At 56.8% G+C, this 22,273-nt stretch carries 20 protein-coding genes; 3 read left to right on the top strand and 17 right to left on the bottom strand.

Features of this window, described 5'->3' with window-relative positions:
• Window positions 1–237: 237 nt before the first annotated feature.
• The 6 genes from QE435_RS01900 to QE435_RS01875 form a co-directional block, all read right to left on the bottom strand.
• A complete protein-coding gene (locus QE435_RS01900; RefSeq protein ID WP_349040029.1) occupies window positions 238–378 on the bottom strand; it encodes a hypothetical protein in 141 nt (46 codons plus the stop codon).
• A gap of 630 nt (window positions 379–1,008) precedes the next feature.
• Window positions 1,009–1,425 carry a DUF4174 domain-containing protein gene (locus QE435_RS01895; protein WP_349040028.1) on the bottom strand — a complete coding sequence of 139 codons (417 nt, stop codon included), beginning with the start codon at window positions 1,423–1,425 and terminating at the stop codon, window positions 1,009–1,011.
• 154 nt (window positions 1,426–1,579) lie between these two features.
• Complete coding sequence (locus QE435_RS01890) at window positions 1,580–2,767, bottom strand: PAS domain-containing sensor histidine kinase (RefSeq protein WP_349040027.1); 1,188 nt, start codon at window positions 2,765–2,767, stop codon at window positions 1,580–1,582.
• Window positions 2,768–2,796: 29 nt separating this feature from the next.
• Entirely contained in the window at window positions 2,797–3,585 is a 789-nt protein-coding gene (locus QE435_RS01885) for an alpha/beta hydrolase (protein WP_349041110.1), read from the bottom strand.
• A gap of 400 nt (window positions 3,586–3,985) precedes the next feature.
• Window positions 3,986–5,500: a choline-sulfatase gene (gene betC, locus QE435_RS01880; RefSeq protein WP_349040026.1), complete on the bottom strand. Its 1,515-nt coding sequence runs from the start codon at window positions 5,498–5,500 to the stop codon at window positions 3,986–3,988.
• A gap of 16 nt (window positions 5,501–5,516) precedes the next feature.
• Window positions 5,517–6,470, bottom strand: coding sequence for a choline ABC transporter substrate-binding protein (locus tag QE435_RS01875; protein ID WP_349040025.1), 954 nt, complete (start codon window positions 6,468–6,470; stop codon window positions 5,517–5,519).
• A gap of 94 nt (window positions 6,471–6,564) precedes the next feature.
• Between QE435_RS01875 and QE435_RS01870 the strand changes: the two genes are divergently transcribed.
• Window positions 6,565–7,461 carry a LysR family transcriptional regulator gene (locus QE435_RS01870; RefSeq protein ID WP_349040024.1) on the top strand — a complete coding sequence of 299 codons (897 nt, stop codon included), beginning with the start codon at window positions 6,565–6,567 and terminating at the stop codon, window positions 7,459–7,461.
• A gap of 21 nt (window positions 7,462–7,482) precedes the next feature.
• On the opposite strand, the gene QE435_RS01865 is transcribed toward QE435_RS01870, so the two are convergent.
• From QE435_RS01865 to QE435_RS01820, 10 genes are all read right to left on the bottom strand, one after another.
• Window positions 7,483–9,090, bottom strand: coding sequence for a DHA2 family efflux MFS transporter permease subunit (locus tag QE435_RS01865; RefSeq protein ID WP_349040023.1), 1,608 nt, complete (start codon window positions 9,088–9,090; stop codon window positions 7,483–7,485).
• 27 nt (window positions 9,091–9,117) lie between these two features.
• Complete coding sequence (locus tag QE435_RS01860) at window positions 9,118–10,272, bottom strand: HlyD family secretion protein (protein WP_349040022.1); 1,155 nt, start codon at window positions 10,270–10,272, stop codon at window positions 9,118–9,120.
• Between the two features lie 161 nt (window positions 10,273–10,433).
• Window positions 10,434–11,321, bottom strand: coding sequence for an RDD family protein (locus tag QE435_RS01855; RefSeq protein ID WP_349040021.1), 888 nt, complete (start codon window positions 11,319–11,321; stop codon window positions 10,434–10,436).
• Entirely contained in the window at window positions 11,318–12,325 is a 1,008-nt protein-coding gene (locus tag QE435_RS01850; protein ID WP_349041109.1) for a stage II sporulation protein M, read from the bottom strand. Before QE435_RS01850 ends, QE435_RS01855 begins: the two co-directional genes overlap by 4 nt.
• A gap of 68 nt (window positions 12,326–12,393) precedes the next feature.
• Window positions 12,394–13,710, bottom strand: coding sequence for a DUF58 domain-containing protein (locus QE435_RS01845; protein WP_349040020.1), 1,317 nt, complete (start codon window positions 13,708–13,710; stop codon window positions 12,394–12,396).
• Window positions 13,711–14,667 carry a MoxR family ATPase gene (locus QE435_RS01840; RefSeq protein ID WP_349040019.1) on the bottom strand — a complete coding sequence of 319 codons (957 nt, stop codon included), beginning with the start codon at window positions 14,665–14,667 and terminating at the stop codon, window positions 13,711–13,713. It abuts the gene before it with no gap.
• Window positions 14,654–15,316: a hypothetical protein gene (locus QE435_RS01835; RefSeq protein WP_349040018.1), complete on the bottom strand. Its 663-nt coding sequence runs from the start codon at window positions 15,314–15,316 to the stop codon at window positions 14,654–14,656. Before QE435_RS01835 ends, QE435_RS01840 begins: the two co-directional genes overlap by 14 nt.
• 193 nt (window positions 15,317–15,509) lie before the next feature.
• Window positions 15,510–15,881, bottom strand: a complete 372-nt coding sequence (locus tag QE435_RS01830) for a hypothetical protein (RefSeq protein WP_349040017.1) — start codon at window positions 15,879–15,881, stop codon at window positions 15,510–15,512.
• Window positions 15,874–16,374 carry a hypothetical protein gene (locus tag QE435_RS01825; RefSeq protein WP_349040016.1) on the bottom strand — a complete coding sequence of 167 codons (501 nt, stop codon included), beginning with the start codon at window positions 16,372–16,374 and terminating at the stop codon, window positions 15,874–15,876. Before QE435_RS01825 ends, QE435_RS01830 begins: the two co-directional genes overlap by 8 nt.
• Before the next feature lie 209 nt (window positions 16,375–16,583).
• Entirely contained in the window at window positions 16,584–17,030 is a 447-nt protein-coding gene (locus QE435_RS01820) for a DUF805 domain-containing protein (protein WP_349040015.1), read from the bottom strand.
• 795 nt (window positions 17,031–17,825) lie between these two features.
• Between QE435_RS01820 and QE435_RS01815 the strand changes: the two genes are divergently transcribed.
• On the top strand, window positions 17,826–19,979 hold the full coding sequence (locus QE435_RS01815) for a catalase (protein WP_349040014.1): 2,154 nt from the start codon (window positions 17,826–17,828) through the stop codon (window positions 19,977–19,979).
• A 96-nt stretch (window positions 19,980–20,075) separates the two neighbouring features.
• Here the strand turns inward: QE435_RS01815 and QE435_RS01810 are convergent, their stop codons facing one another.
• Window positions 20,076–21,143, bottom strand: coding sequence for a LacI family DNA-binding transcriptional regulator (locus QE435_RS01810; protein ID WP_349040013.1), 1,068 nt, complete (start codon window positions 21,141–21,143; stop codon window positions 20,076–20,078).
• 227 nt (window positions 21,144–21,370) lie between these two features.
• Here QE435_RS01810 and QE435_RS01805 point away from each other — a divergent pair, with 227 nt between their 5' ends.
• A complete protein-coding gene (locus QE435_RS01805; protein ID WP_349040012.1) occupies window positions 21,371–22,201 on the top strand; it encodes an ABC transporter substrate-binding protein in 831 nt (276 codons plus the stop codon).
• The last annotated feature ends 72 nt before the right edge of the window (window positions 22,202–22,273 follow it).

Raw genomic sequence — 22,273 nt, 5'->3', positions numbered from 1 at the left:
ATCGACATTCCGGCGGCGATAACAAGCCAATTGAATTGATGGTCGAAATTCTGAAAATTAGTTGAGCGTCCGCATTTGGGTCAGAGGGTAGTGTCTTCGCCTCTATCGCTGCGATTTTTGTGCGGGATTTAGTCGCAGCAGTCGGTCCAGCATCGGGCCAGAGTGTCCGATCGGTGAATTGCGCGCGTCAGAAGATGCTCCCGTGTAACTCAACTCCCGATTAGCACCGCATCGATATCATTGTCCGGCCATCATCGCGGGCTCAGGGGTCTGCCAATGCTGGGACAGCGTGAGCATCACCCAGTCGATCTTGGCATCCCGAAGCGGCTTTGTTCCTTCTTCGGTGAAAGATATATTTAGGAACAGGCTCACCGCCATGTTGTTGGACCTTTGCAATAACAACGATGCTTGGAGGAAAGCAGGTGAAAAAGGTTCTGATTGGAACGGTCTTCGCCCTGAGTTTTGCTTCTTTAGCTATGGCGCAGGGTGCCGGTGGCGGATCTGGTGGAAATGGCGGCGCAGGGTCTGGGGGGGGGCTGGCGCTGGCTCGAGTTCTGACGGGGGTACAGGCATAGGTGCGGGAACTGGCGGCCCCACAGGTTCTAGTACGTCTGGCTCGGGAAGCACCGCAGCGCCCGGCACAACGACACCCGGTTCAGGTGGCACGGGCGGCACGAACTCTCAGAAGCCGAATGGTGATACCAACAACACCAACTGCCCGCCTGGCACCACTGGCGGCCAGGGTTCGATGAGCGGCAACACAAGTAGCACGAACTGCCCGGCCAACTAAAACCTCGATTGGCCAAGACGACCAGGGCGCGCGGGCTATGCCTGCGTTCCCATTTCCACGGCCTTATCTCGCATAGAGATACCGTGATTGTCGCCCCTGATGGCGCAGGACGGCCCAACATTGTGAACACACCTTGGTTAGCCGGCGTCTATGGGAGGCAGTTCGTCGATCCGTGAACTATGAACGTGCCTCTCGCAGGAAGATTTTCCAGCCATCGCTCAGCCGCGTTCCGCCTGTCTCATCGGCATTCGGTCTATGAGGTCGAACAGATCGACGTCCGGGACAACGGTTTCGCTACGCAACTTGATACCGCCGTCCTTTCCGACCAAGACGACCCGAAAGCTTCCTTGTTTGACGTCGGCCTCATTGCGCAGCGCTACCGCATCGGGCTCGGCTGCGTTTCCAAAAGCCGTGGTGGCTTCATCATCGACGACACGGATTACGACAAGGTCCCGCTCTTCCAGTTCCAAGCGTTGATAGGTAAGGGTCTCTATCTGTCGCTCTACTCTTGCGTCGCCTGCATCTCCGAAGACGATGACGACTCGCTTCTTCCAGGTCAATTCGGAGAGGCTGTTCATGGCGGATACCTGCGATGATATGAGGACGACTATGAGGGCAGCGAGCAATCTTGTCATTGCTGGGGCTCCATTGCTGTCTGCATAAACGTTACTGTTGTCAGATGGTTCGACAAGCCAGGTGATGTTCTGGCAGATGCGTGTCACCAATCGTAATTCCTGACTCTTGCTTCCAAGCAGCAAGATCAGATCGGTTTCGCATGGGAGAGCCTGGTCAACCCTCGTCGGCGGACGAGAAAGGTGGCATCATAAAGATGAAGCGCGTCTCTTCGCCGTTGGATGTCGCTGACAGTGTCCCTCCATGGGCCTTTGCAATTTGAGAAGCTATATGCAATCCCAGTCCCAATCCCTTGTCATTTCGAGTGTCTCCACGAACGAAGGGCTCGAACAATCGCTCCATCCGGTCCGGCGGGATTTCTTTTCCTCGATTTGTCACTGACAATGTGAAGGTTCCGTCATCGGCAAGGACCGCATCGACGAAGATCGGGTGCTGCGCATCACCGTGGCTGATGGCATTCCCGACGAGATTTGACACGAGTTGGCCAAGTCGCGCATGGTCGGCATTGACCGGACGCGGTATCGATAACGTCGAAAGGATTTCCCGTCCGGGAGCGCTTGATCGCAGCTCCTCAACCACGTGTTCTATGACGGGACCCAGGGGAGCGTTCGCGTCTCTCGTCAGGTGAATGCCGCCGCCGAGCCGGCCACGAGCAAAATCCAGCACGTTGTCGATCAGGCCTGACATGCGTGACACGCTGCCGGCCATCAGCTGAAGAACCTGTTTGCCGCGATCGCTCGTCACTTCTGCGGCCAGAACTCGTCCTGCCGCTGAGATGGAAGCCAGCGGGTTGCGAAGGTCGTGGCCGAGGACTGCGACGAATTGCTCGCGCAATTCTCCGGTCTCCTGTTCAGCAAGAAGAACGCGTTGCGCTTCGCGCTTTTTACCAACCGCTCGGCGGATGTTGGTGCGTAGCGACGCATTTATGTTGGCCAGCTCTTCCTTCGCGTTTTCAGCTGCCTGCCTGGCTTGCAGCAGGTCTCGTTCCAACTGGCGACGCTTCACTGAGCGAAAGACGGTCACGAGCGTAACGCCTGAATCATCGCCGCCGAGTCTGCCTCTGGCGCTCACCGTGACTGGAAGCCGCTTGCCACTCTTCGTCTTCAGATCGAATGCGATTTCCTCGCAAAACCCCTGTAGCCGAAGGGTTGGCTCAAAATTCGTCTCGTAAAAGACGTTGCCCGCAACGGTCAGCAAGACCGTCATTCGCTTGCCAAGTAGCTCTTCTTTCTCTTGGCCGATCCACTCCGCGAGCGTCTGGTTTATTCTCGCGATCACGCCTTTGGAGTTCAGCACGACATAGCCGCAGGGCGCTCTTTCGAACAGAGCGTCGGGAGAATCCATGGCTGGGGCGGGAGGCAGCGATGCGTCGATTACACAAAACCCTTTATAGCGGATATCACGGTCTGAGGCGCACTCAAGTTTGGACAATGCCCGGTCGCGTCAAGCATGACGAATTGCGCATGCGGGATCGCATCGGCAACATATCGCCCCACATTTTCCGAGGCGATGATGTCGTCACGGCATTGCAAGACAAGCACTCGCGCCGTCACCTTGGGTAAATCTGCCCGATTGTCGGACGTAAACGTCACGCGGGCAAAGGTTCGCGCAATTTCAGGGTCCATCCGGCAGAAGCTGTCGGCGAGTTCGCTGGCAAGCTCCGGACGGCCGCTGTTACCCATGATCGCCGGAGCCATGGCATTGGACCAGGCGATATGATTTTCGGCAAGCGATGCCAGGAGTTCGTCGATGTCTTCCTGCTCGAAACCACCAATGTAGGGGCCATCGTTGATATAGCGCGGCGAGGGGCCAACCATCACGACGTCCGAGAACATCTCCGGGGCTTTGATGGATGCCAGTGCTCCCATCATGGCGCTTACGGAATGGCCAACGATGATGGCGTCCGTGAGACCGAGTTCATGACCAATATCGACAATGTCGTCTGCATAGGCATCAAGGCTTGAATATCTCTGGCGATCATAGGACGACACGTCGGAGTTTCCTGCGCCGACGTGGTCGAACGTGACCACATTGAAATGATCCTCAAAAGCAGGCGCCACCATTCGCCACATATGCTGGTCGCACCCGTACCCGTGCGCAAAAACCATCGTGCGCTTGCCGCTGCCCGACTGCTTTACGTTATTCTTCAAAATAGCTGACAAACGCGGTCCTCGATTGCTGACCGCGGTCAGTCTGCAAGAGGCGACGATCCGTTGGGTGCACAGCACCATACGACGCCGGAAGAAGATTGTCGCTTAAATTCTCGACAACGGCGATAACTGCGTGTTTGCAGTAATGCAATATAGCCGATCCATAAGCTGCAGGATGGCGGGGGATGCATCTCGGGATTTAGTAGAAAATGAATTCAATCAAAAGCGCGACGTTTCTTGATCTCTTACTCACGAGCGCGCTTTAGATGTTTTAGAAGTTATTAAAATACGATGCCATTATGCTTGAATTTTACACGCTGCTTCTCGTCATCGCCATGCGCAACGACGAACAGAATGGTGATGGCGCGACGCTGGACACTTCTTGGGCGGAAGATCACTGCCGGGCGAGGTCTCACTCTCCGCGTGGATAGCGCTGGTTCTCCTCTAGCACGTTCAGGTCCATGTGGTTGCGCATGTAGCGCTCCGACGCCTTTTGCAGCGGCTGATAATCCCATGGATAATAGGCGCCATTGCGCAGCGCTTTGTAGACAACCCAGCGTCGCGCCTGGCTTTCGCGGACCGCCGCGTCGAAAGCGTCGAGGTCCCAGCGTTTTTCAACCTCTGCGGAAAGCGCTGACAGGACGTCGCTGAAGGCTGGATCGTCGGCAAGATTGGTGCGCTCTTCGGGATCTGCCTCAAGATCATAAAGCAGCGGGGGGTCGGCTTCGCAGACCGACAGCTTGTAGCGCCCGTCACGAAGAGCGACGAGCGGAGCGATCGAGCCCTCGGCCGCATATTCCATTGGCACCGGACCACGCGTGCCTGTTCCCGCGGCCAATGGGGAAAGGTCCTCGCCATCCGTCCAACGCTTCAAAGATGTAATGTCGAGCCCGGCCAATCCACAGAGCGTCGGCGTCACATCGAGCGTCGACACAGGTGCGTCGATAAGCGTCGGCGTCCAACCGGGCGCTGCGATCATCAGCGGAACACGCGCGGATCCCTCGAAGAAACACATCTTGAACCACAGTCCGCGCTCGCCCAACATATCGCCATGGTCGGACAAAAAGAGGATGATGGTGTCCTCCTCCATCCGGGTTGCCTTGAGGACTTCCAGGATCTCGCCAACCTTCTCGTCAATGTAGGAGATATTGGCGAAATAGCCGCGTCGCGCGCGCCGGATTTGCTCGGGGGTGATGTCGAAAGCCTTGTGATCACAGGCTTCCAAAAGCCGTTTCGAATGCGGGTCCTGATGCTCAAAGGCGAGCGGTTCAGACTGCGGATCGAGTGCTGGGCAGTCCTCATAGAGGTCCCAGAACTTCCTTCGCGCCACATAGGGATCATGCGGATGTGTGAAACTGACAGTCAGGCACCAGGGGCGTTCATCGAGGCGGCGTGACAGATCGTAGAGTTTGCGCGTGGCGTTGTAGGCGACCTCGTCGTCATATTCCATCTGGTTGGTGATCTCGGCGATACCCGCGCCTGTGACCGAACCGAGATTGTGATACCACCAGTCGATACGCTCGCCGGGCTTGGTATAATCTGGCGTCCAGCCGAAATCCGCCGGATAGATATCCGTCGTCAGGCGTTCCTCAAAGCCGTGCAGCTGGTCGGGACCGACGAAGTGCATTTTTCCTGAAAGACCCGTGTAGTAGCCCGCCGCCCGCAGATGATGCGCGTAGGTCGGGATGTCGGACGCAAACTCGGCGGCATTGTCATAGACCCTCGTTCGGCTGGGCAACTGGCCAGACATGAAGGAGGCACGGGCCGGTGCGCAAAGCGGACTTGCGGTGTAGGTGTTGGCAAAGCGAACGGACCGCTCTGCCAATGCTTTGAGATGGGGCGCGTGAAGAAAATCCGCAGGTCCATCGGGAAAAAACGTCCCGTTGAACTGGTCGGCCATCAGGATGAGAATATTGGGACGCGGCATTGACTATGTTCCGGGTTCACAGCCCAAGCTTGGTCTTGACGGCGTCTTCGCCGGGTTTGCCGTCCAAAGTCGTCACCCCTTGCAGCCATCCATCCAGTGATTTCGGGTTTGTCTTCAGCCAAGCCGTGGCAGCCGCTTTGGCGTCTTCCCCAGCAAGGATCGAGCCCATGAGACTGTTTTCCATGTCGATGTGAAATGTCAGGTTTCTGAACAGCTTCGCGGCATTCGGGCACTGTTGAGGCCAGCCGGTGCGCGCGAGTGTGTAGACTTCCGCACCACCGAAATTCGGACCGAAATAGGCGTCACCACCGGAAAGATAGGTGATGTCGATCTTCTTATTCATCGGATGTGGAGCCCATGCGAGGAAGACGACAGCCTTCTTGTCACGACCTGCCCGCTCTACCTGCGCCAGCATGGCCTGCTCACCGGATTCCACAAGCTGCCAGCCTTTGAGACCGAAATCGTTGGCATCGATGATCTTCTGGATATTCTGGTTCGCAGGCGCGCCCGGCTCGATGCCGTAAATCTTGCTGTCGAATTCGCTCGCATGCTTGGCGAGATCGGCGAAGTCTTTTACGCCTTTTTCCGCCATATAGGCTGGTACGGCCAGCGTGAACTTGGCGCCCTCAAGATTCTTCGTCATCACCTCGGCTGCCTTGGCGGTGTTCAGGTCATCGACGAAGGATTTCTGCGCTGGCATCCAGTTGCCGAGGAAGACGTCGATCTCGCCATTCTTCATCGCCTGGTAGCCGATGGGAACCGACAGGGTCTTCACGTCTGCCTCATAGCCAAGCGCATTAAGCAGAACGGAAGCGACGCCATTCGTCGCGGTAATGTCGGTCCAGCCCGGATCACTCAGCCGAACCGTCTTGCACGCCGCATCATCGGCCGCTTGCAGTGGAGTGGAGAAGGCTGCCACCGAGAAAAGCAAACCAGCGGCGATGCGACGTATACGAGAATCGATCTTCATTGCGGTTCCCCTTTTATTAGCCTCACTTATTGAACGCAGCATTGTTTTTGGCTGTGAAGCGGGTATTTTTCGATGGTTGGCATAAGGATTTTTAATGTCAGAGCGACCGCTTGATCTTGGCTGGATGCGGATCTTCACCGAGGTAGCCCGTCGTGGCAGCCTGACGGCGGCTGCGGCATTTCTCAGACTGACCCAGCCCGCTGTCAGCTACCAGATCCGCAGGCTGGAGGATGAGCTTGGTGTTGCCCTGATCCGCCGCAAACATCGAGGGATCGAACTGACAGCAGAAGGGCAGCGGTTGTTCGAGATTGCCTCGCGTAGTGTCGACGCCGTAGATCTTGTGACGCAACAGCTGCGTAGAACCGACGAGCGCCAGACCATCCGATTGCACACCGACTACGCCTTCTCGTCGCTGTGGCTGATCCCCCGCATGCATGGTTTTCGCGTGCTAAACCCCGACATGAACATCCAGATCGTTGCGACTCAGGATCCGCTGGGTCAAGGCAAGCACGATAGCGATGTGATGATCATATTCGGGACAAAGCAGGACGCAGGTGAGGGGGCTGTCTTGCTGCTTTCTGAAAAGGTAACGCCAGTCTGCTCGCCTGCCATGCTTGCGAATAAATCTGCGCCTGCGGGCCATTCAGAGTTTTCTCGACGAAAGCTCATCCATCTCGAAAACAATTCGCAGATGCATTGGTACGACTGGAACGACTATTTGACCCATTTCGGCGTCGAGCGAGGAGCTGAACACAGCGGCGGCGATATCAGTTTCAACAACTACGCGATGGTCGTACAGGCAAGCATCTGCGAACAGGGGTTCGCACTTGGCTGGGCCGGCCTGATCGATCCCCTGCTTGAGGCAGGGGTCTTGGCAACCGCGGGTCCGAGCCTCGATGCACCGGATCGCGGCTATTGGTTGATGCGCCCCAAGAGCAACGATGCAACGGTTGGTAAGTTGACGGGGTGGCTGATCGACGAGCGTAGTTAAGACTCGTCGTCGCAAAAAGACTCAATGCATCCCGCCACCGCCAGCCTTCGTATCGACGTTGCGAAGGATCAATGCCAGCGGCACTGCGAGTAGAGAAATGATCGCCAGGACAAAAAACACATCGATATAAGCAAGATAGCTGGCCTGCATTCCGACCTGCTGACCGATGAGGGCCATGGCCTGGTTTTGGGCGTCCACCACGGAAGAGCCGCGCTCGGCGAAGAAGCCCTGCAGGTTCTGCATCGTTTGATGAAAGGCCGGGTCGGTGGGGTTGACGTGCTCGACCAACCTGCTCTGGTGCCATTGTTCGCGATGGGCCAGCACGTTGGAGGCAATTGAGACGCCGATTGAGCCGCCGGTGTTGCGAGCTGCGTTGATGAGGGCGGATGCCTGATCGGTCTGATCGGGTCTTAGACCGTCGTAAGAGGCGGCGGTGATTGGGATGAAGATCAGCGGCAGGCCAAGACCGAGAATGCAGCGGGACCAGACGAAGAAGCTGAAATCGGCGTCAGGGCTGAGGCGCGTCAGGTCGTACATGGACAGGGCGACCATAGTTGCGCCCACGGCGATCAGATATTTCGGTTGGATGCGGGACGTCAATTGGCCTGCCATGAACATCATGAACATGGTCACCAGACCGCCTGGAGAAAGCGCAAGACCCGCCCAGGTGGCTGTATAGCCATAATTCTCCTGCAGCACCTGTGGCACGAATTGGGTGGTGGCGATCAGGATGGCGCCGATCGCCAGCATCACGATCATGCACGACCCGAACTGCCGCGTTGCAATGAGACGCATATCGAGCACCGGATTTTTCGCCGTCAGTAACCAGGGGATCGAGGCCGCCAGCGCCGCGAAGCAGATCGTGGCTGTGACGATGATAAAGGTCGAGTCGAACCAGTCCTCGATCTGGCCGCGGTCGAGCGTAAGTTCCAGCGACCCCAGGAACGTCGCGACCAGCACGAAGCCGATAATATCGAAACGAATGCCGCGCTTTCGCATCTCCTCGCGCTTTTTCTTTTGTTCTTCGGAGTCATTGACCAGGAAATAAACGAGCATGAAGGCGAAGACGCCGACAGGGCCGTTGATCAGGAAACACCAATGCCAGGAGAGATTGTCGGAAAGCCAGCCGCCGAGCGTCGGTCCGACGACAGGCGCCACCACCACCGCGATGCCGAAGATGGCAAACGCCTGGCCGCGTTTTGCCGGAGGAAAGGCATCGGTAAGAATGGATTGCGACACCGGCACCATGCCGCCGCCGGCAAAGCCCTGGATCATGCGAAAGACGAGGAGAGAGGGCAGGTCCCAAGCCAGCCCGCACAGGACGGACGCAACCGTGAACATGGCAAGGCAAATGAGATAGAACCGCTTGCGACCGTAACGCTGGGCAATGAAGCTCGAGGCGATCAGTGCGATGGCATTGGAAACGAGATAGGTGGTGACGACCCATGAGGCTTCGTCGGAACTGACGGCCAGCCCCCCGGAAATGTAGCGCAGCGCGACGTTGGCGATGGTGGTGTCGAGAACCTCCATGAACACGGCAAGCGCCACCACAACCGCGACCAGCCAGGGATTGGTGCTGCGGCCACTCGCCATTTCGCCGGTTCCGCCTGTCGCTGCCGCGGTTGCCATATCCGGTCCTCGATCCTGATGTCTGGATTAGCCTCTAGGGCGAACGGTTACGGTTGGCACGACCGACATGCCTGGACCGATGGAGACATCTTTCGGCCAGTTATCGACGGTGATCTTCACCGGCACGCGCTGGGTTACCTTCACATAGTTGCCGGTGGCGTTTTCCGCTGGCAGCAGGGAGAAGGCAGTGCCGGAACCGGGCTGAACGGAGTCGACCTTGCCGTGCAGAAGGTGATCCGGATAGGCGTCGATCGTTAGCTCCACCGGCTGGCCTGGTCGCATATCGGCGAGTTGCGTTTCCTTGAAGTTAGCCGTGACCCAAATCTCATCCGGCACGAACATCGCGATAGCTTGGCCCGCCTGGACAAATTGCCCCTTCGCGCCACTGATCTTTACGACGCGGCCCGGTTGTGCGGCGGTCAGCGTCGTATAGTCGAGGTTCTGGTCGGCGCTTTCCTTCTGGGCCTCAGCCTGCTTCAGGCTGGCTTCAGCGCTGGTGCGCTGTGATTCGGCGGCGACCTTGTTCTTCATGGCCGAACTGATGTTGGCCTGTGCTTCCGTATAAGCCGCCTGAGCCTGGCGCAGGTTCGATTCTGCCTGCTGTGACGTCTGCAAGCTGCCAGCCCCGCCCTGCTGCAATTGGCGCTGTCGGTTGGCCTCGTCCTTCGCAAACTGCAGAGCGGCGCTTGATGAAGCCTCGCGTGCCTTTGCTTCCTCGATCGCAGCGGATGCAACGTCTATTTGTGCCGTCGCATTGATAATCGACGCCCTGGCCGCTTCCACCTGGGCCTCAGCCTGATCCACGGCGATCTGATAATCGCGCGGTGCAATTCTGGCGATCACCGCACCGGCTTCAACATGGGCGTTGTCGGTGACGGCGACGTCTTCCAGATAGCCGGAGACCTTCGTCGCAAGAGCGAAACTGCGCGCATCGACGAAGGCGTCATCCGTGCTCTCATAAGGATAGAAATAGACAAGCCAGACGAAGTAGGTAGCAATCCCGAGCCCAATCAAACCAACAATAATGAACGCCGCCCAATAGGGATGCCGGCGGATCACCGATGGCTTCTTGTCGTCATGCTTTGGTTGTTGACCGTCGGTTGCTGTCTGAAGCTCGCGATCCTGCGGATCGCCGTTCTGCTTCGCTTCGTTCTCGGAAACGGCGCTCTGAGCTTGAACCACGATATGCCTCTGAAAATAATCTGAATATTCAGCGACAACGCAAGACGTCGTTAAAAGTTCCGGGCGAAGTTGCGCTGCAAAAAAATCTTTATAGCCTTTCGTATTATGTGGATGCGATGTCCTCCAATTTAGGTTTACGCACTCAGCTACAGAGCGAGATTTTAAGGGTTAGCGGTGTCTTTGCCGACATTGTGGAACTTGTTCTCGCGGCGCTTTCCGAAGAGCCGCAATGTTTCAAGATGCTCGCGTTGTGCGATGTAGAAGGCATTTAGAAACTCCAGTTCTTTGCCTGGCGTCACACCTTCGCGGTAACCGATCTTCTTGATGATCGCCTGGGCGATCTCGATGATCTGCTTGTCGCGCAGACGCGTGGTGGGATCGCGGAGCAGGTCTTCCAGGGTCTGCAACTCATAGCTTCCATAAACATCCAGATGTTCCGGACTGAACTCGAAGCCCGCCTGGCTCGCCTTGATGGCGGATGGAGCGGCAGCAAGATCGGGCAGGAGCACTGAGCGGGGATTTTCAATGACGAGGGTCCCGGCCATGAGATCGCCGAGCCGTTGCCGCCGATTGCTGGATAAGATGACAGCCACGACGGTGACGAGCCAGAAGAGGGTTACCCAGGTCAGCCAGACAGGCGGTTCAGAAAAGATCAGGCCCACAGGCGTGAATATCTCCACCTCTTTCATGAGGTTTCGCGTGGCGATCTGATGCGGCGTCAGACGGCGGCCTTCTACGTTTACGACGCGAATGCCAGCGATCCGTTTTCCGAGTGTGCGGCCATTCCAGATCAGTTCAGACAGGATGTAATAGGGCGTTCGCAACAGGAATCCCAAGAGCGTAATCGCCGTCGCCCTGGCGCTCTCCTCCAATACGCCACTCAAGGAGAGCACAATGATGCAGATAAGGGCGATGATGAAGGTCATCACGAAGTCGATGAACTGCGCGCCGAGCCGCGATGCGAGAGAGGCGATGTTCAGGTGGAGCGCAACGCCTTCCGGCGGCACCAATTCTTCTACACGCTTACCATCGCGAAAGATCAGACTCATCGTTCAGTCTCTTTCGATCCCAACTTGTCACGCCCCGACAAGGTCAGCCAGGCCACCCACAGAACACCCACACCCCAGCCGATCGCAATCCGCCACAATGGCTCTTGGATGGACTGGCGCAAAAAACCTTCGAGGAAAGCTGCGGCAATCAGCATGATGGCCGCAAGGAGGGCGAGTTTAACGGCATCGTGGGCCTGTTGCCGCAAGGCGTCTCTACGGCGTAACGCGCCGGGCAGCAACACGGCGAGCCCGAGACGCGCCCCACCCGCGCAAGCAATGGCGATGGCCGCGAGTTCGGTAACTCCATGGATGGAGAGCCAGGCGAAGACATCGTAGCCAAGGCTGTGTTGGGAGAACATGGCGAAAAATACGCCCAGTATCATGCCATTGTAGAAGGTCAGTCCGAAGCTCGGAATGGCTGCGAAGATGCCAAGAGTGAAAATCAACACGGCAATCGTCGTGTTGTGGGAAAACAGGTAGGCCATGAAGGCGGCCAACTCGTCGGTCGCGTGACCCTCATTTCCATAGATCGTGGAGCGGAGCAGGTCTGCCGAGGCGGCAGGCGTGCGGTCGCCCGCCAGATCGGCCGGGACGAGCGCATAGAACCAACTGTGATCGTCGAGATAGAGTTTGTATCCGACGGCGACACCGAGGATCAGTGCGAAAAAGCCGATGAACAAGGGCAGGTAGGACCGTCGCACAGCCTGCGGAATACCACGGATCAGCAGCCGGCTTATCAGGCCGCTCACGCTTTCCTGAGGTGCATAGACCACGAGATAGGCGCGTGCGCACAGGCTCTCGAGATAGGAGATCAGCGCCTTGTCCAGCGAGATATCACCGGCGACACTGAGCGAGTTCATGGCTTGCCTGTAGCCGGAGGTGAGCGTGCGAACCTCATCATAGTTCAGTGTCGCCACGCCGCGCTTTTCGACTCGTGTCACAAGTTGGTCGAGCACCCGCCATTGGGCCTCCCGCTCGGCTCGAAACCGCGCAGAACGCAGCATGTCCGCTGGCGCTGGTGCCTGCGTCGGCACGTTGGGGATCGCGACATTCAGATTGATATTTGCCTCAGTCATACCATCTCGCGGGATTTGATTTCGATATAGCGCCCAATCAGATCGGATGTGAGCGCATCAGGCGTGCTGTCGAGGCACATCACGCCAAGACGCGAAAGCGTTTCCAGGACCGCTCGACGCTCCTGCGAAATCTGCCGCGCGGCAACCGATCGTGCGACGCTGTCCAGCGTCAAGACATCGGGTTCGATCAGAGTTTTGATACTGGAGTCGCTGAGCGCGATGTAGACGATGAAATGCTGCTTCGCCAAGGTGCGGATCGTTTCCACCATCAGTTCGGCCGTCGTACTATCCACGAAGTCGGAAAAGATGACGATGAGCGAGCGCCGTTTCAATTGACCGGCGAGGTAGGTGAGGCCGAACGTGTGGTTGGTTTCGTGCGCCTCATAGCGCAATGTTGCGCAGGCCGTTTGCACCCTCGTAAAAGCGGCACGCCCAGGCGTGGCGGGGAGGAAAAGGCGAGGCTGGCTATCGAAATTGTAGAAGCCGACCAGATCACCCGCCTGTCCGGCTGCCCAACACATTGCCAATGCTGCGTTGATGGCGCGGTCGAGCTTTGCGATGCCTGCAATTTTCTCGGCCATCAGGCGCCCGGAATCGACGCAAAGAATGATCTGCTGATTGCGCTCAGCCGTCAGTTCGCGCACCACCAGGCTGCGCATGCGGGCCGAACGCTTCCAATCGATGCTGCGCGTATCCATGCCCACTGCAAATTCGCGCAGCTGGTGAAATTCCGATCCTTGTCCGCTGAGCCTCATGTCTTTGCTGCCTGCTTCAAGTGGCAGGATCTGAGTGTTGATCGCTCCGGACAGTACGGGCGAAATGTCAGGCGCGACGGTGATCTTGCGGGCGATCGGTGCGCGAACGACGACCTCAAGCAGCCTTAGCCGTGAAATCCATTTCAGCCAGATCGTCTCGACCTTGAACACGCCGCGGCGCGTCAGGCGGATCTCCATGGATGACGTGTTGGCGGCATTTCGGCTCGCTTGGTGCTCGAAGAGAGTGACGTGCTGGGTAACAAGTTCTGGTGCGAGATCAAGCCGAGCCTCCATCTTAGGCGGTAAGGTACCGCGATGGGGCGAAAGCTCTACAGACAGTTGCACACTGTGTCCGACGAAGCCTCGGCTCGGAAGATCAAAGGCGATCTCGATCCGCTTCGACCAGACCGACAGGGCGATGTCGAGCAGGACGGCGATCCCCACGATCGCCCAAAGGCCCATGATCACGGTATCGGCGCCTGGCCACCACACGGCGGTCAGCACCGTCAGTGCTGTCATGGCCAAAACGAGAGCGATGAGGGACGAAGAGGGACGCATCTATCGCGGTGCATCCATACGGTTCAAAATAGTGCGAAGCACGTCTCCCGTCGTTCGACCGTCAATTTCCGCAGCTGGGGAGAGAATGATGCGATGGCGCAAGGCCGGGACCACCAGCGCCTGGACATCGTCGGGTAGCCCGTACTGGCGCCCTGCGAACGCTGCCCGCACGCGCACCGCCGCCGATAGCGCATCGGCTGCGCGTGTCGATGCGCCTTGCAGGATTTCCGGATCGGAGCGCGTGGCTCGGACGAGATCGACGATATAGGTCAGGATGCTGTCATCCAGATGAATGCTGTCGATCAGCGCGCGGCCCTCGGCAAGAATAGAGCTGGTGACGAGCGGCCGAATGCCCACTTCGTTCAGTTTCGTCTGGATCGGTTGACCCGCGTGGCGTTTCAGGATTGCGATTTCCGTCTCGCGGTTGGGAAAATCGATGACGAGCTTGAAGAGAAAGCGATCGAGCTGCGCTTCGGGTAGAGGGTAGGTGCCGTGCTGCTCGATGGGATTTTGGGTGGCGAGCACGAAGAAGTCCAGACCCAGGGGATAGTCGGTGCCGTCGATCGTCACCATGCGCTCGTTCATCGCCTGTAAAAGAGCGGATTGGGTCTTCGGAGGCGCTCGGTTGATTTCATCGGCAAGCAGGATGTTGGTGAAGACCGGACCCTTGGTCAGATGAAACTGGCTGGTCTGAAAGTTGAAGAGGTTCACCCCCAGCACATCGCTCGGCATCAGGTCGGGTGTGAACTGAATTCGCCGATATTGGAGGTCCATCACGGCCGAAACCGAGCGCGCAAGCAATGTCTTGGCGGTACCGGGAGGTCCTTCGAGAAGGCAGTGTCCACGCGCAAAGATGGAGGTCAGGATCATATCGATGAGGGCATCCTGTCCCTGCACCGTCTTGGCGATTTCGCCGCGGATCGCGACAACCAGATTGCGAAACTCATCTAGATTCAAGCTTAATGCTCCCTAGTCGTTTTTTAAATGTCTCAAGATGCCGGTGCAGATCAGGCTGGGTCATGGATTTGCCGCGGTTCATAAGCTCTTTGGAAATGGCTTCAAAGGCCTCGGCATTGGAACGGTCGCGTAAGGCAAGATGGCGAAACATCCGTTCAATACCGGCATCGTTGGCTGCGTGTGGTCCAAACAAGAGGCCCGCTTTGTCGGTAAGAAGGGTGTGCACGAATTGCGCGGTCATGCGTCCATCATTGCCGGAAAGGCGCAGAAGCCGGGCCGTGGCTTCGGTGGCCGCTGCTTTTGAAAGATCGGTTGTGGCCTCGTTCGTCAGTGGCTTGCCGAAACGGACCGCACCCCGCCAGAAGCAGACCGCAGCCACGAGGATGATGGCACCCCAGATGAACCACAGGTGGAAGGTGAGGAAACGGTCGGCATCGCGGGCCGACGCGATAGGCATGCCGGTTGCTGCTAGATAAATGGGACCCCTGAAGTATGGACCGCGCAACTCATTGATCATGGAGACAGCGAAAGCTGCATTTTCGCCAAGAGCAAGGCCGTGGTTGTTTAAAAGGTCGGGATCGGAAAGGACATAGAACACAAATTCTGAAGTACATTTCAGAAGCAGCGGGCCGGCCTGCAGCCCGGCCATTTGTACGCAGTGTGACGGGATCTGGTCGCGAACGAAGACTTGTGCTCGGAAAAGCCTGATCTTTTCGACGTGGCTCGGCAGAATAGATTGTTGCGCCTGTCTGAACCGCGGTCCCGTACTTTTGGTATGAAGATTAGAGAGACCAATCCTCGCTAGGATTTGGTCGACATCGGATGAGCGCACCAGACCGGCTTCATCCGCAATACCATCTTTTAAACGATCGGCACGCCATTTCGGTAGGACGATTAGCGTCGGAGTGGTTTTCGGTTTGTCGCCAAAGATACGCCGACTTTATATCGTCGTTGTCTCCGCTATCGCCTATCATCTGCCCAGCCTCCGGCCAGGATAGTGGAACGATCCGCAAGGAGACACGTGAGGCCGGTGAAGCCGTCGATGAATTTTCGCGGGTGACCTCGATTCCCCAGGACTGCAGCCAGACTTCCAAACCTTTATAGCCGACAGGGGAACGATCGAGGTCTGCATTGTCCTCAGCCAATCCTGCCGTCGCATGCGCCAGCATACCGAAAAGGACTGCGGCGAGTAAAATGAAGCGTGACTTAAACATGAGCCGAGCCTCCGCTGGAAAGCAGAGGTTGCGCTTTCGTCAAAAGGTCTAAGAAGTCGCTTTCTGCCGGAACCTGTCCACCATAATGAGCGAGCTCAGTCTGTAAAAGAAGACGCCGCAGTTCATCGCGATGTTCCATTTTCTTTGGCAGTCTGACAAATACGGTCCGTTCGGTATCCGAGCGTAAGACACGCGTTCCCGTCCGCTTCGCCGATTGCAGCAGGCATTGCCGCAGCAATTGCACAAGCGCCTCCCTTCGATCCGGCATGGCGGCGATGTGTGCCAGGAAATCGCGCGGCTTTTCGTTGGCGTCACGTGTGGTGCTTTGCCAGTTTTCCGGTTTCTCGCTTCGGTTCGGCTGCGTCGCCATCGGTGCGCGCGACAACAAGACACCGCCGCTGCCGAAAAACATCCACAGGACGATGATAGCAACGAGGACGATGAGGACGATAAGCACACCCAGAAAGCCGCCGAGGGCGGGCGGGCTCGACACCGCCGGTGACACCTCGGAAGGCCTAGGGGCCTCCGGCTTTGCCTGGGTCGGCCCCTCGGGATAGGTCAGTGTGCAGCGCACTCCATTTTGGAGGCACTGTGCCTTGTAATTTTCAGCGCTCCCCAATGGCTCTTGAGCCACCGCTCCCACCGGAGCGGTCGCAACCGACCATAAGACAGCCAGCCATAACAATGGCTTCAACTGGCGTTTCAGGCGAACACCTCTGCAGAGGACTGCGGGTTCAGAGGGTCTAGGCCAAACTTGTTGGGACCTTTTGTTCCGGGAAGGATAACGAGTATAAGTATTGCAAGACCTACAATAGGGCTGATGGGGGGGATCATGCTCGCAACTATTAAGCCCAGATACCACCAGCCGGAAAGATTCCTGTCATGGAACCGGCGAACGGTAACGGATATCTGCGGCAGAAACATTCCGAGGAACAGTAGCCCCGATACGATCATCATTACGATGACGGAGGATGGAATACCTTCTTCTTTATTGTGGCCCAGTGAAAGCAATCCCATGATCACCAAGCAGAAGAACCCCACGAGATAGTAGAAAAGCTGAAACCACCAAAATTCAGATCGGCTGGCTCTGCCAGAGAAGGTCGCATATTTCTCCTTAAGAACCGTCCGAACCGCTTCTTTAAAACCCATTTTACACCCCCGTTCTGCCCCATGCTGACTATCTGTGATCTTTCAAAAGTTCAGTTTTTGACGCTTCTGTACCGTGCCGAAGCCTCTAACTCAGTTTGCGCTTTTCCTTATCGAGTGCAGCAAAGCACATGCAAGGCACAAGCTTGATCTACTTCTCCAAACCTCTTGACGAACGAAACCAACCTCTGCTCCGATCTTGCAAGCCTACACTTCAAGACACGTTCAGATTGTATTGAAGACGCTTCGATCATTCTACACTACGGTTTACTGCCAAGAGGGTTTGCCTGCCCGGCGTGTCTTCAATCATTAGTGCAAAATCGTGATACTTCAACAGGAAGATGCTTTATTTTCCAACGAAAACACAGGATTAGCTGCGCGAAATATAAGTGTAATCTCACGATATTTCTGCGTAATAGCCCTCATCGCTGAAGAATAAAATCATCAAAGATTATCAATTTCGGGTTGATCTCACTAAAGATCGAAATCGGGGAATTGAATTGCTTGCATGTGTTTCCATGCACCAACTTTTTTACATCATTTGTATTTGCTTCTCCAGGGTTTGAGGGGAAGTTGCATGGTTCGCTGAGCCTTCATTTATCGTAACGTCTGCGCGCCCTGCCACGACCTTCTATTGGTTCGAAAGGGTACGAAAGCGCCTGATAGCGAATATCATGGTTGATGAAGTGGAACCGACGTCCTCTCGGTCCATTGTAGCCTTTAGCTTGGCTCCGCCAACGCCTCTGCAGCGGGGACGCTTGCAGTTCTTCCAATCTTCAAACCACAAAGGATTTGGCTATGACCGAGCGTAAGCAAGGGGACCATTCGCCGAGCACCGAGAATTCTCTACATGAGCTTAAGCCCGGCTCCGGCCAGGCCAGCTTTGAAGAGCAGCGTGGCAAAGGCGACGAATTGCAGCAGACGATCACGGCGGATGGTGCGGACGGCGGGGCTTATCTTACTGACAATTTCGGCCATCGTATTTCCGATAACCAGAACAGCCTTAAGGCAGGTAGCCGAGGTCCGACGCTGCTGGAGGATTTTGTCCTTCGCGAGAAGATTTTTCATTTCGACCATGAGCGTATCCCTGAGCGGATCGTGCATGCCCGAGGATCTGGCGCGCATGGCGTGTTCGAATGCACGAAAGCCATTCCACAGCTGACCAAGGCTTCTATCTTCCAGGAAGAAGGAAAGAGCTGTCCCGTCTTCGTCCGTTTTTCGACCGTTGCCGGTGGCGCTGGCTCCGTCGACACGCCGCGCGATGTCAGAGGCTTTGCGGTGAAGTTTTACACCGAGAGCGGCAACTGGGATTTGGTGGGCAACAATATCCCGGTCTTCTTTATCCAGGACGCCATCAAGTTTCCGGATCTTATCCACAGCGTCAAAATGGAGGCCGACCGCGGTTATCCTCAAGCCGCTTCGGCCCATGATACATTTTGGGATTTCGTCAGCTTGATGCCGGAATCCATGCACATGATCATGTGGGCAATGTCGGATCGCACGATCCCGCGGTCCTTCCGCCATATCGAGGGCTTCGGCGTTCACACTTTCCGTCTGGTGAACGCTGAAGGCGAGAGCAAGTTCGTCAAATTCCACTGGAAGCCCAATCTTGGATTGGCGTCCACCACCTGGGACGAAGCCGTGAAGATCGCCGGTGCCGACCCGGATTTCCAGCGCCGCGACCTTTTTGAATCCATCGATCAGGGCGACTTCCCGTCATGGGATCTTGGCGTGCAGGTGTTTGATGAGGACTGGGCCGCGAAGCAGCCCTACGACGTTCTCGACGCCACCAAACTCATTCCGGAAGAGGATATTCCCGTCGAGATCATCGGTCGTATGACGCTCAACAGGAACGTCGACAACTTCTTTGCCGAGACCGAGCAGGTTGCATTCCTGCCAAGCAATATCATTCCGGGTATCGACTTCAGCAACGATCCTCTGCTGCAGGGCCGACTGTTCTCCTACCTCGACACGCAGAAGTCCCGGCTCGGTACAACCAACTTCCATCAAATCCCGGTCAATGCACCGAAGTGCCCTTTCCATAACTTCCAGCGCGACGGCATGATGCAGACACTGGTTCCCAAGGGGAGAGCCAATTACGAGCCGAATAGCCTGAGCCAGGCCGGTGAAGACAGCGGTCCACGTGCGTCCGTCGCCAGCGGCTTTTCGACGTTCAAGACCAATGATGAGCGAAACGATCCGGCACAGAAACTTCGCCAGCGCGACGAACTTTTTGCCGATCATTACAGCCAGGCTCGCATGTTCTATCTGTCGCAGACAGAGACCGAGAGAACGCACATCGTCTCGGCGATCGTTTTCGAACTTTCCAAAGTGCAGCTCGCCCATGTTCGGCAAAATGTCGTGTCCAATCTCCGTAGCATCGAGGAGGATTTGGCGCAGAGGGTTGCTGATGGGCTAGGCATCGATCTTCCTGAAAAGTCCACGCCGAAGAAGCAGCCGATCGACATGCCGGTCTCAGACGCTCTGTCGATCCAGAAGAACGCTCTGGACACATTGAAAGGCCGAAAGATCGGGGTGCTGGTCGATGACGGATCCAATAAGAGCGCGGTCGACAAACTCCTGGACGAGATCAAGCAGCAAGGGGGAACCCCGTTTGTTGTTGCCAGGAAGGTCGGAGGCGTCAAACTTAATGGTGGTACGATGCCGGCCGATGGCCAACTTGCAGGATCGCCTTCCTTCCTGTTCGACGCGGTTGTATCGATCCTTGCTCCAGAAGCGGCGCAGAGGCTGACAAAAGAGGCGGCGGCAATCCAGTGGTTCATGGATGCCTATAGTCACTGCAAGACGATCGGCTACTGTCCTGCCACCAAGGCACTGCTCGACAAGGCAAATGTCGAACTGGATGAGGGTGTCGTACCAGTTGACGATTTTCTCAAGGTCGGCGCCAAGCGTCATTGGGATCGTGAGCCACTGGTTCGCGATCTTCCTTGATAACCATGAGAGAGGTGAGGTGGCGTAGCTTCACGCCACCTCACACGTTGATCTTTCCTCTTCGATCTATTGTGCAATCCGCCTATACGGCGAAACTTAAAGAGCGGCTCGCACAGAGGCGCGCTCGACGATCTCGGTTTTCAGGACGACCTTGCGGGCACTGTCTGTCACCCCATTCAAGCGCTTGACGAGAAGTTCGGCTGCCGTCGCGCCAAGATCATAGACAGGCTGGCGCACCACGGTCACAGGGGGCGACGTTACCGATGTCCAGTCGGCGTCGTGGAAGGACACAAGCGACACGTCGTCCGGAATGCTGAGACCCAGTTGGCGGTGCACCTTGAATGCCTCCAGCGCGATCATGCTGTCCGATGCGATGATGGCTGTGGGACGTTGCGGCGATTCAAGCATGTCGGTGACAATTCGCCGGGTCTGATCAGGCGTCACGGCGCCAACACGGACAAACTGCCCCATGCCGTCTAGCCCTGCCTCTTCGCAAACGCTGAGATACCCTTCTATTCGCCGCCGAACTGACGCGGTGCTGATATCCTGAATATTGCGGAACGTATGGTCCGGCGTGTCACAGGCGGTAATATAGGCAATGCGTCGGTGACCAAGTGAAACCAACTGCCGCGTGATGTTTTCTGCAGCATGCCGGTCGTCGGCGATGACGGTATCGACATCAAGAGCGTCGCTGCCGCGGTCAAGCAGGACCACCGGTAGCCCGGACCGAACGGCTTCATGCAGGTGCTCGACGTCGTCATCCTTCGCCGGAGAGACGATGAGGCCATCGACCCGTTTGGACAGCAAAGTGCGGATGGCTGCCTTCTCCGCGTCGATGTCCTCGCCGGAATTGCTCAGAATGACTGTGAAGCCAGCCTGCCGGGCAATATCGGTGATACCGCGAACGGCGAGGCTGAAGAAAGGGTTTTCGATATCGCCGACGACAACACCGATGGAGCCGGAGCGACCCGTGGTCATGCTGCGGGCAAGTTCGTTCGTTCGATAATCGAGGACGCGAGCTGCGGCGGTCACCACTTCACGCACCCTGTCACTGACGGTCCCGTAGCCACCCAGAACGCGCGCAGCCGTCGCCTTCGAGACGCCGGCTTTACGCGCGACATCGGCGACGGTGACGGAAGAGGTTTTGGGCGGGGTTTTGTCCATAATTGACAGCCTTACAAGAGAACTTGACGACTGGCAAATGCGAAGATAACAATTGCCAATAATGAAAGAGACCGGTCTCATTTAAAAAGAGACCGGTATCAATTTATAAAAAGACTTCCAGCATGCGAAACTGCATGGGCCGGAACGGATGACTTACGTCGCCTTTCGGATGGGACCCTTGCGCCTTGAAGACATCGCAAACAACAACCCCAGAGGACACGACGCCAATGCGACTGACTGAAGCCTTTACATCCCCATTGACCAAGATACGCGCCACTGCCATCGCCCTCACGCTTGGCATGATCGCCGGTGCTGCCACGCCAGCACTCGCCGACAATCCGCTCGGCCTTATCGACGCGAATACGATCAGCGTCGGGACCATGGGCGACGCCAAGCCCTATGCTTTCACCACGGCGGACGGCAATTTTACTGGTTTCGACATAGAGCTGTTTCTCAATATTGCCGAGCGCATGGGCTTCAAAAAGGACCAGGTAATCTTCACGGGGCAGGAATTCTCGGCGTTGATGCCGTCAGTGGCCAACGGTCGCTTCGATGTTGCTGCCGCCGCGATTGGCACGACTGACAAGCGTAAGGAGACCGTTGATTTCTCCGACGGTTATCTTGCAGGCTTCCTCAGTATCCTGACCCCCGAGGATATCAAGGATGCCGCGGGTCTCAAAGGCAAGCGCCTCGGCGTCGTGCAGGGTACGCTTCAGGAAATCTATGCCGAAAAGAACTTCGCTGGCACGGATCTCGTAAAATTCCCGGATAACAACTCCGCCGTGTCGGCACTCAACAACGGCACTGTCGACGCGCATTTCCTCGATTTCGAGGCTGCAAAGGATTACGCAACCCGTTATCCGGCCCTGAAGATCGCGGTCAATATTCCAAGCTTCGATGCGCCAGCAGGCTTCGTCATCCGCAAGGGCAATGACGCTCTGCGCGAGGCGATCAACAAGGCGCTGAAAGAGGCGATGCAGGACGGAACCTGGAAAAAGCTCCATGAAAAGTGGTTCCCAGGAACGCCCATGCCTGCGGCATATCTTCCCAAGCAGTAATGCCACCTTCCGGTTCGGCCTTCGCCGGTCGAACCGGCCTTTCTCTCTAAAGCGGGTCGCGATCATCTCACT

The sequence above is a fragment of the Agrobacterium sp. SORGH_AS 787 genome (genome assembly GCF_030819035.1).
GTDB classification, from domain to species: domain Bacteria; phylum Pseudomonadota; class Alphaproteobacteria; order Rhizobiales; family Rhizobiaceae; genus Agrobacterium; species Agrobacterium larrymoorei_B.
Note: the sequence above shows the minus strand (reverse complement) of the source record. Positions and strands in the feature narration are given on the sequence as shown.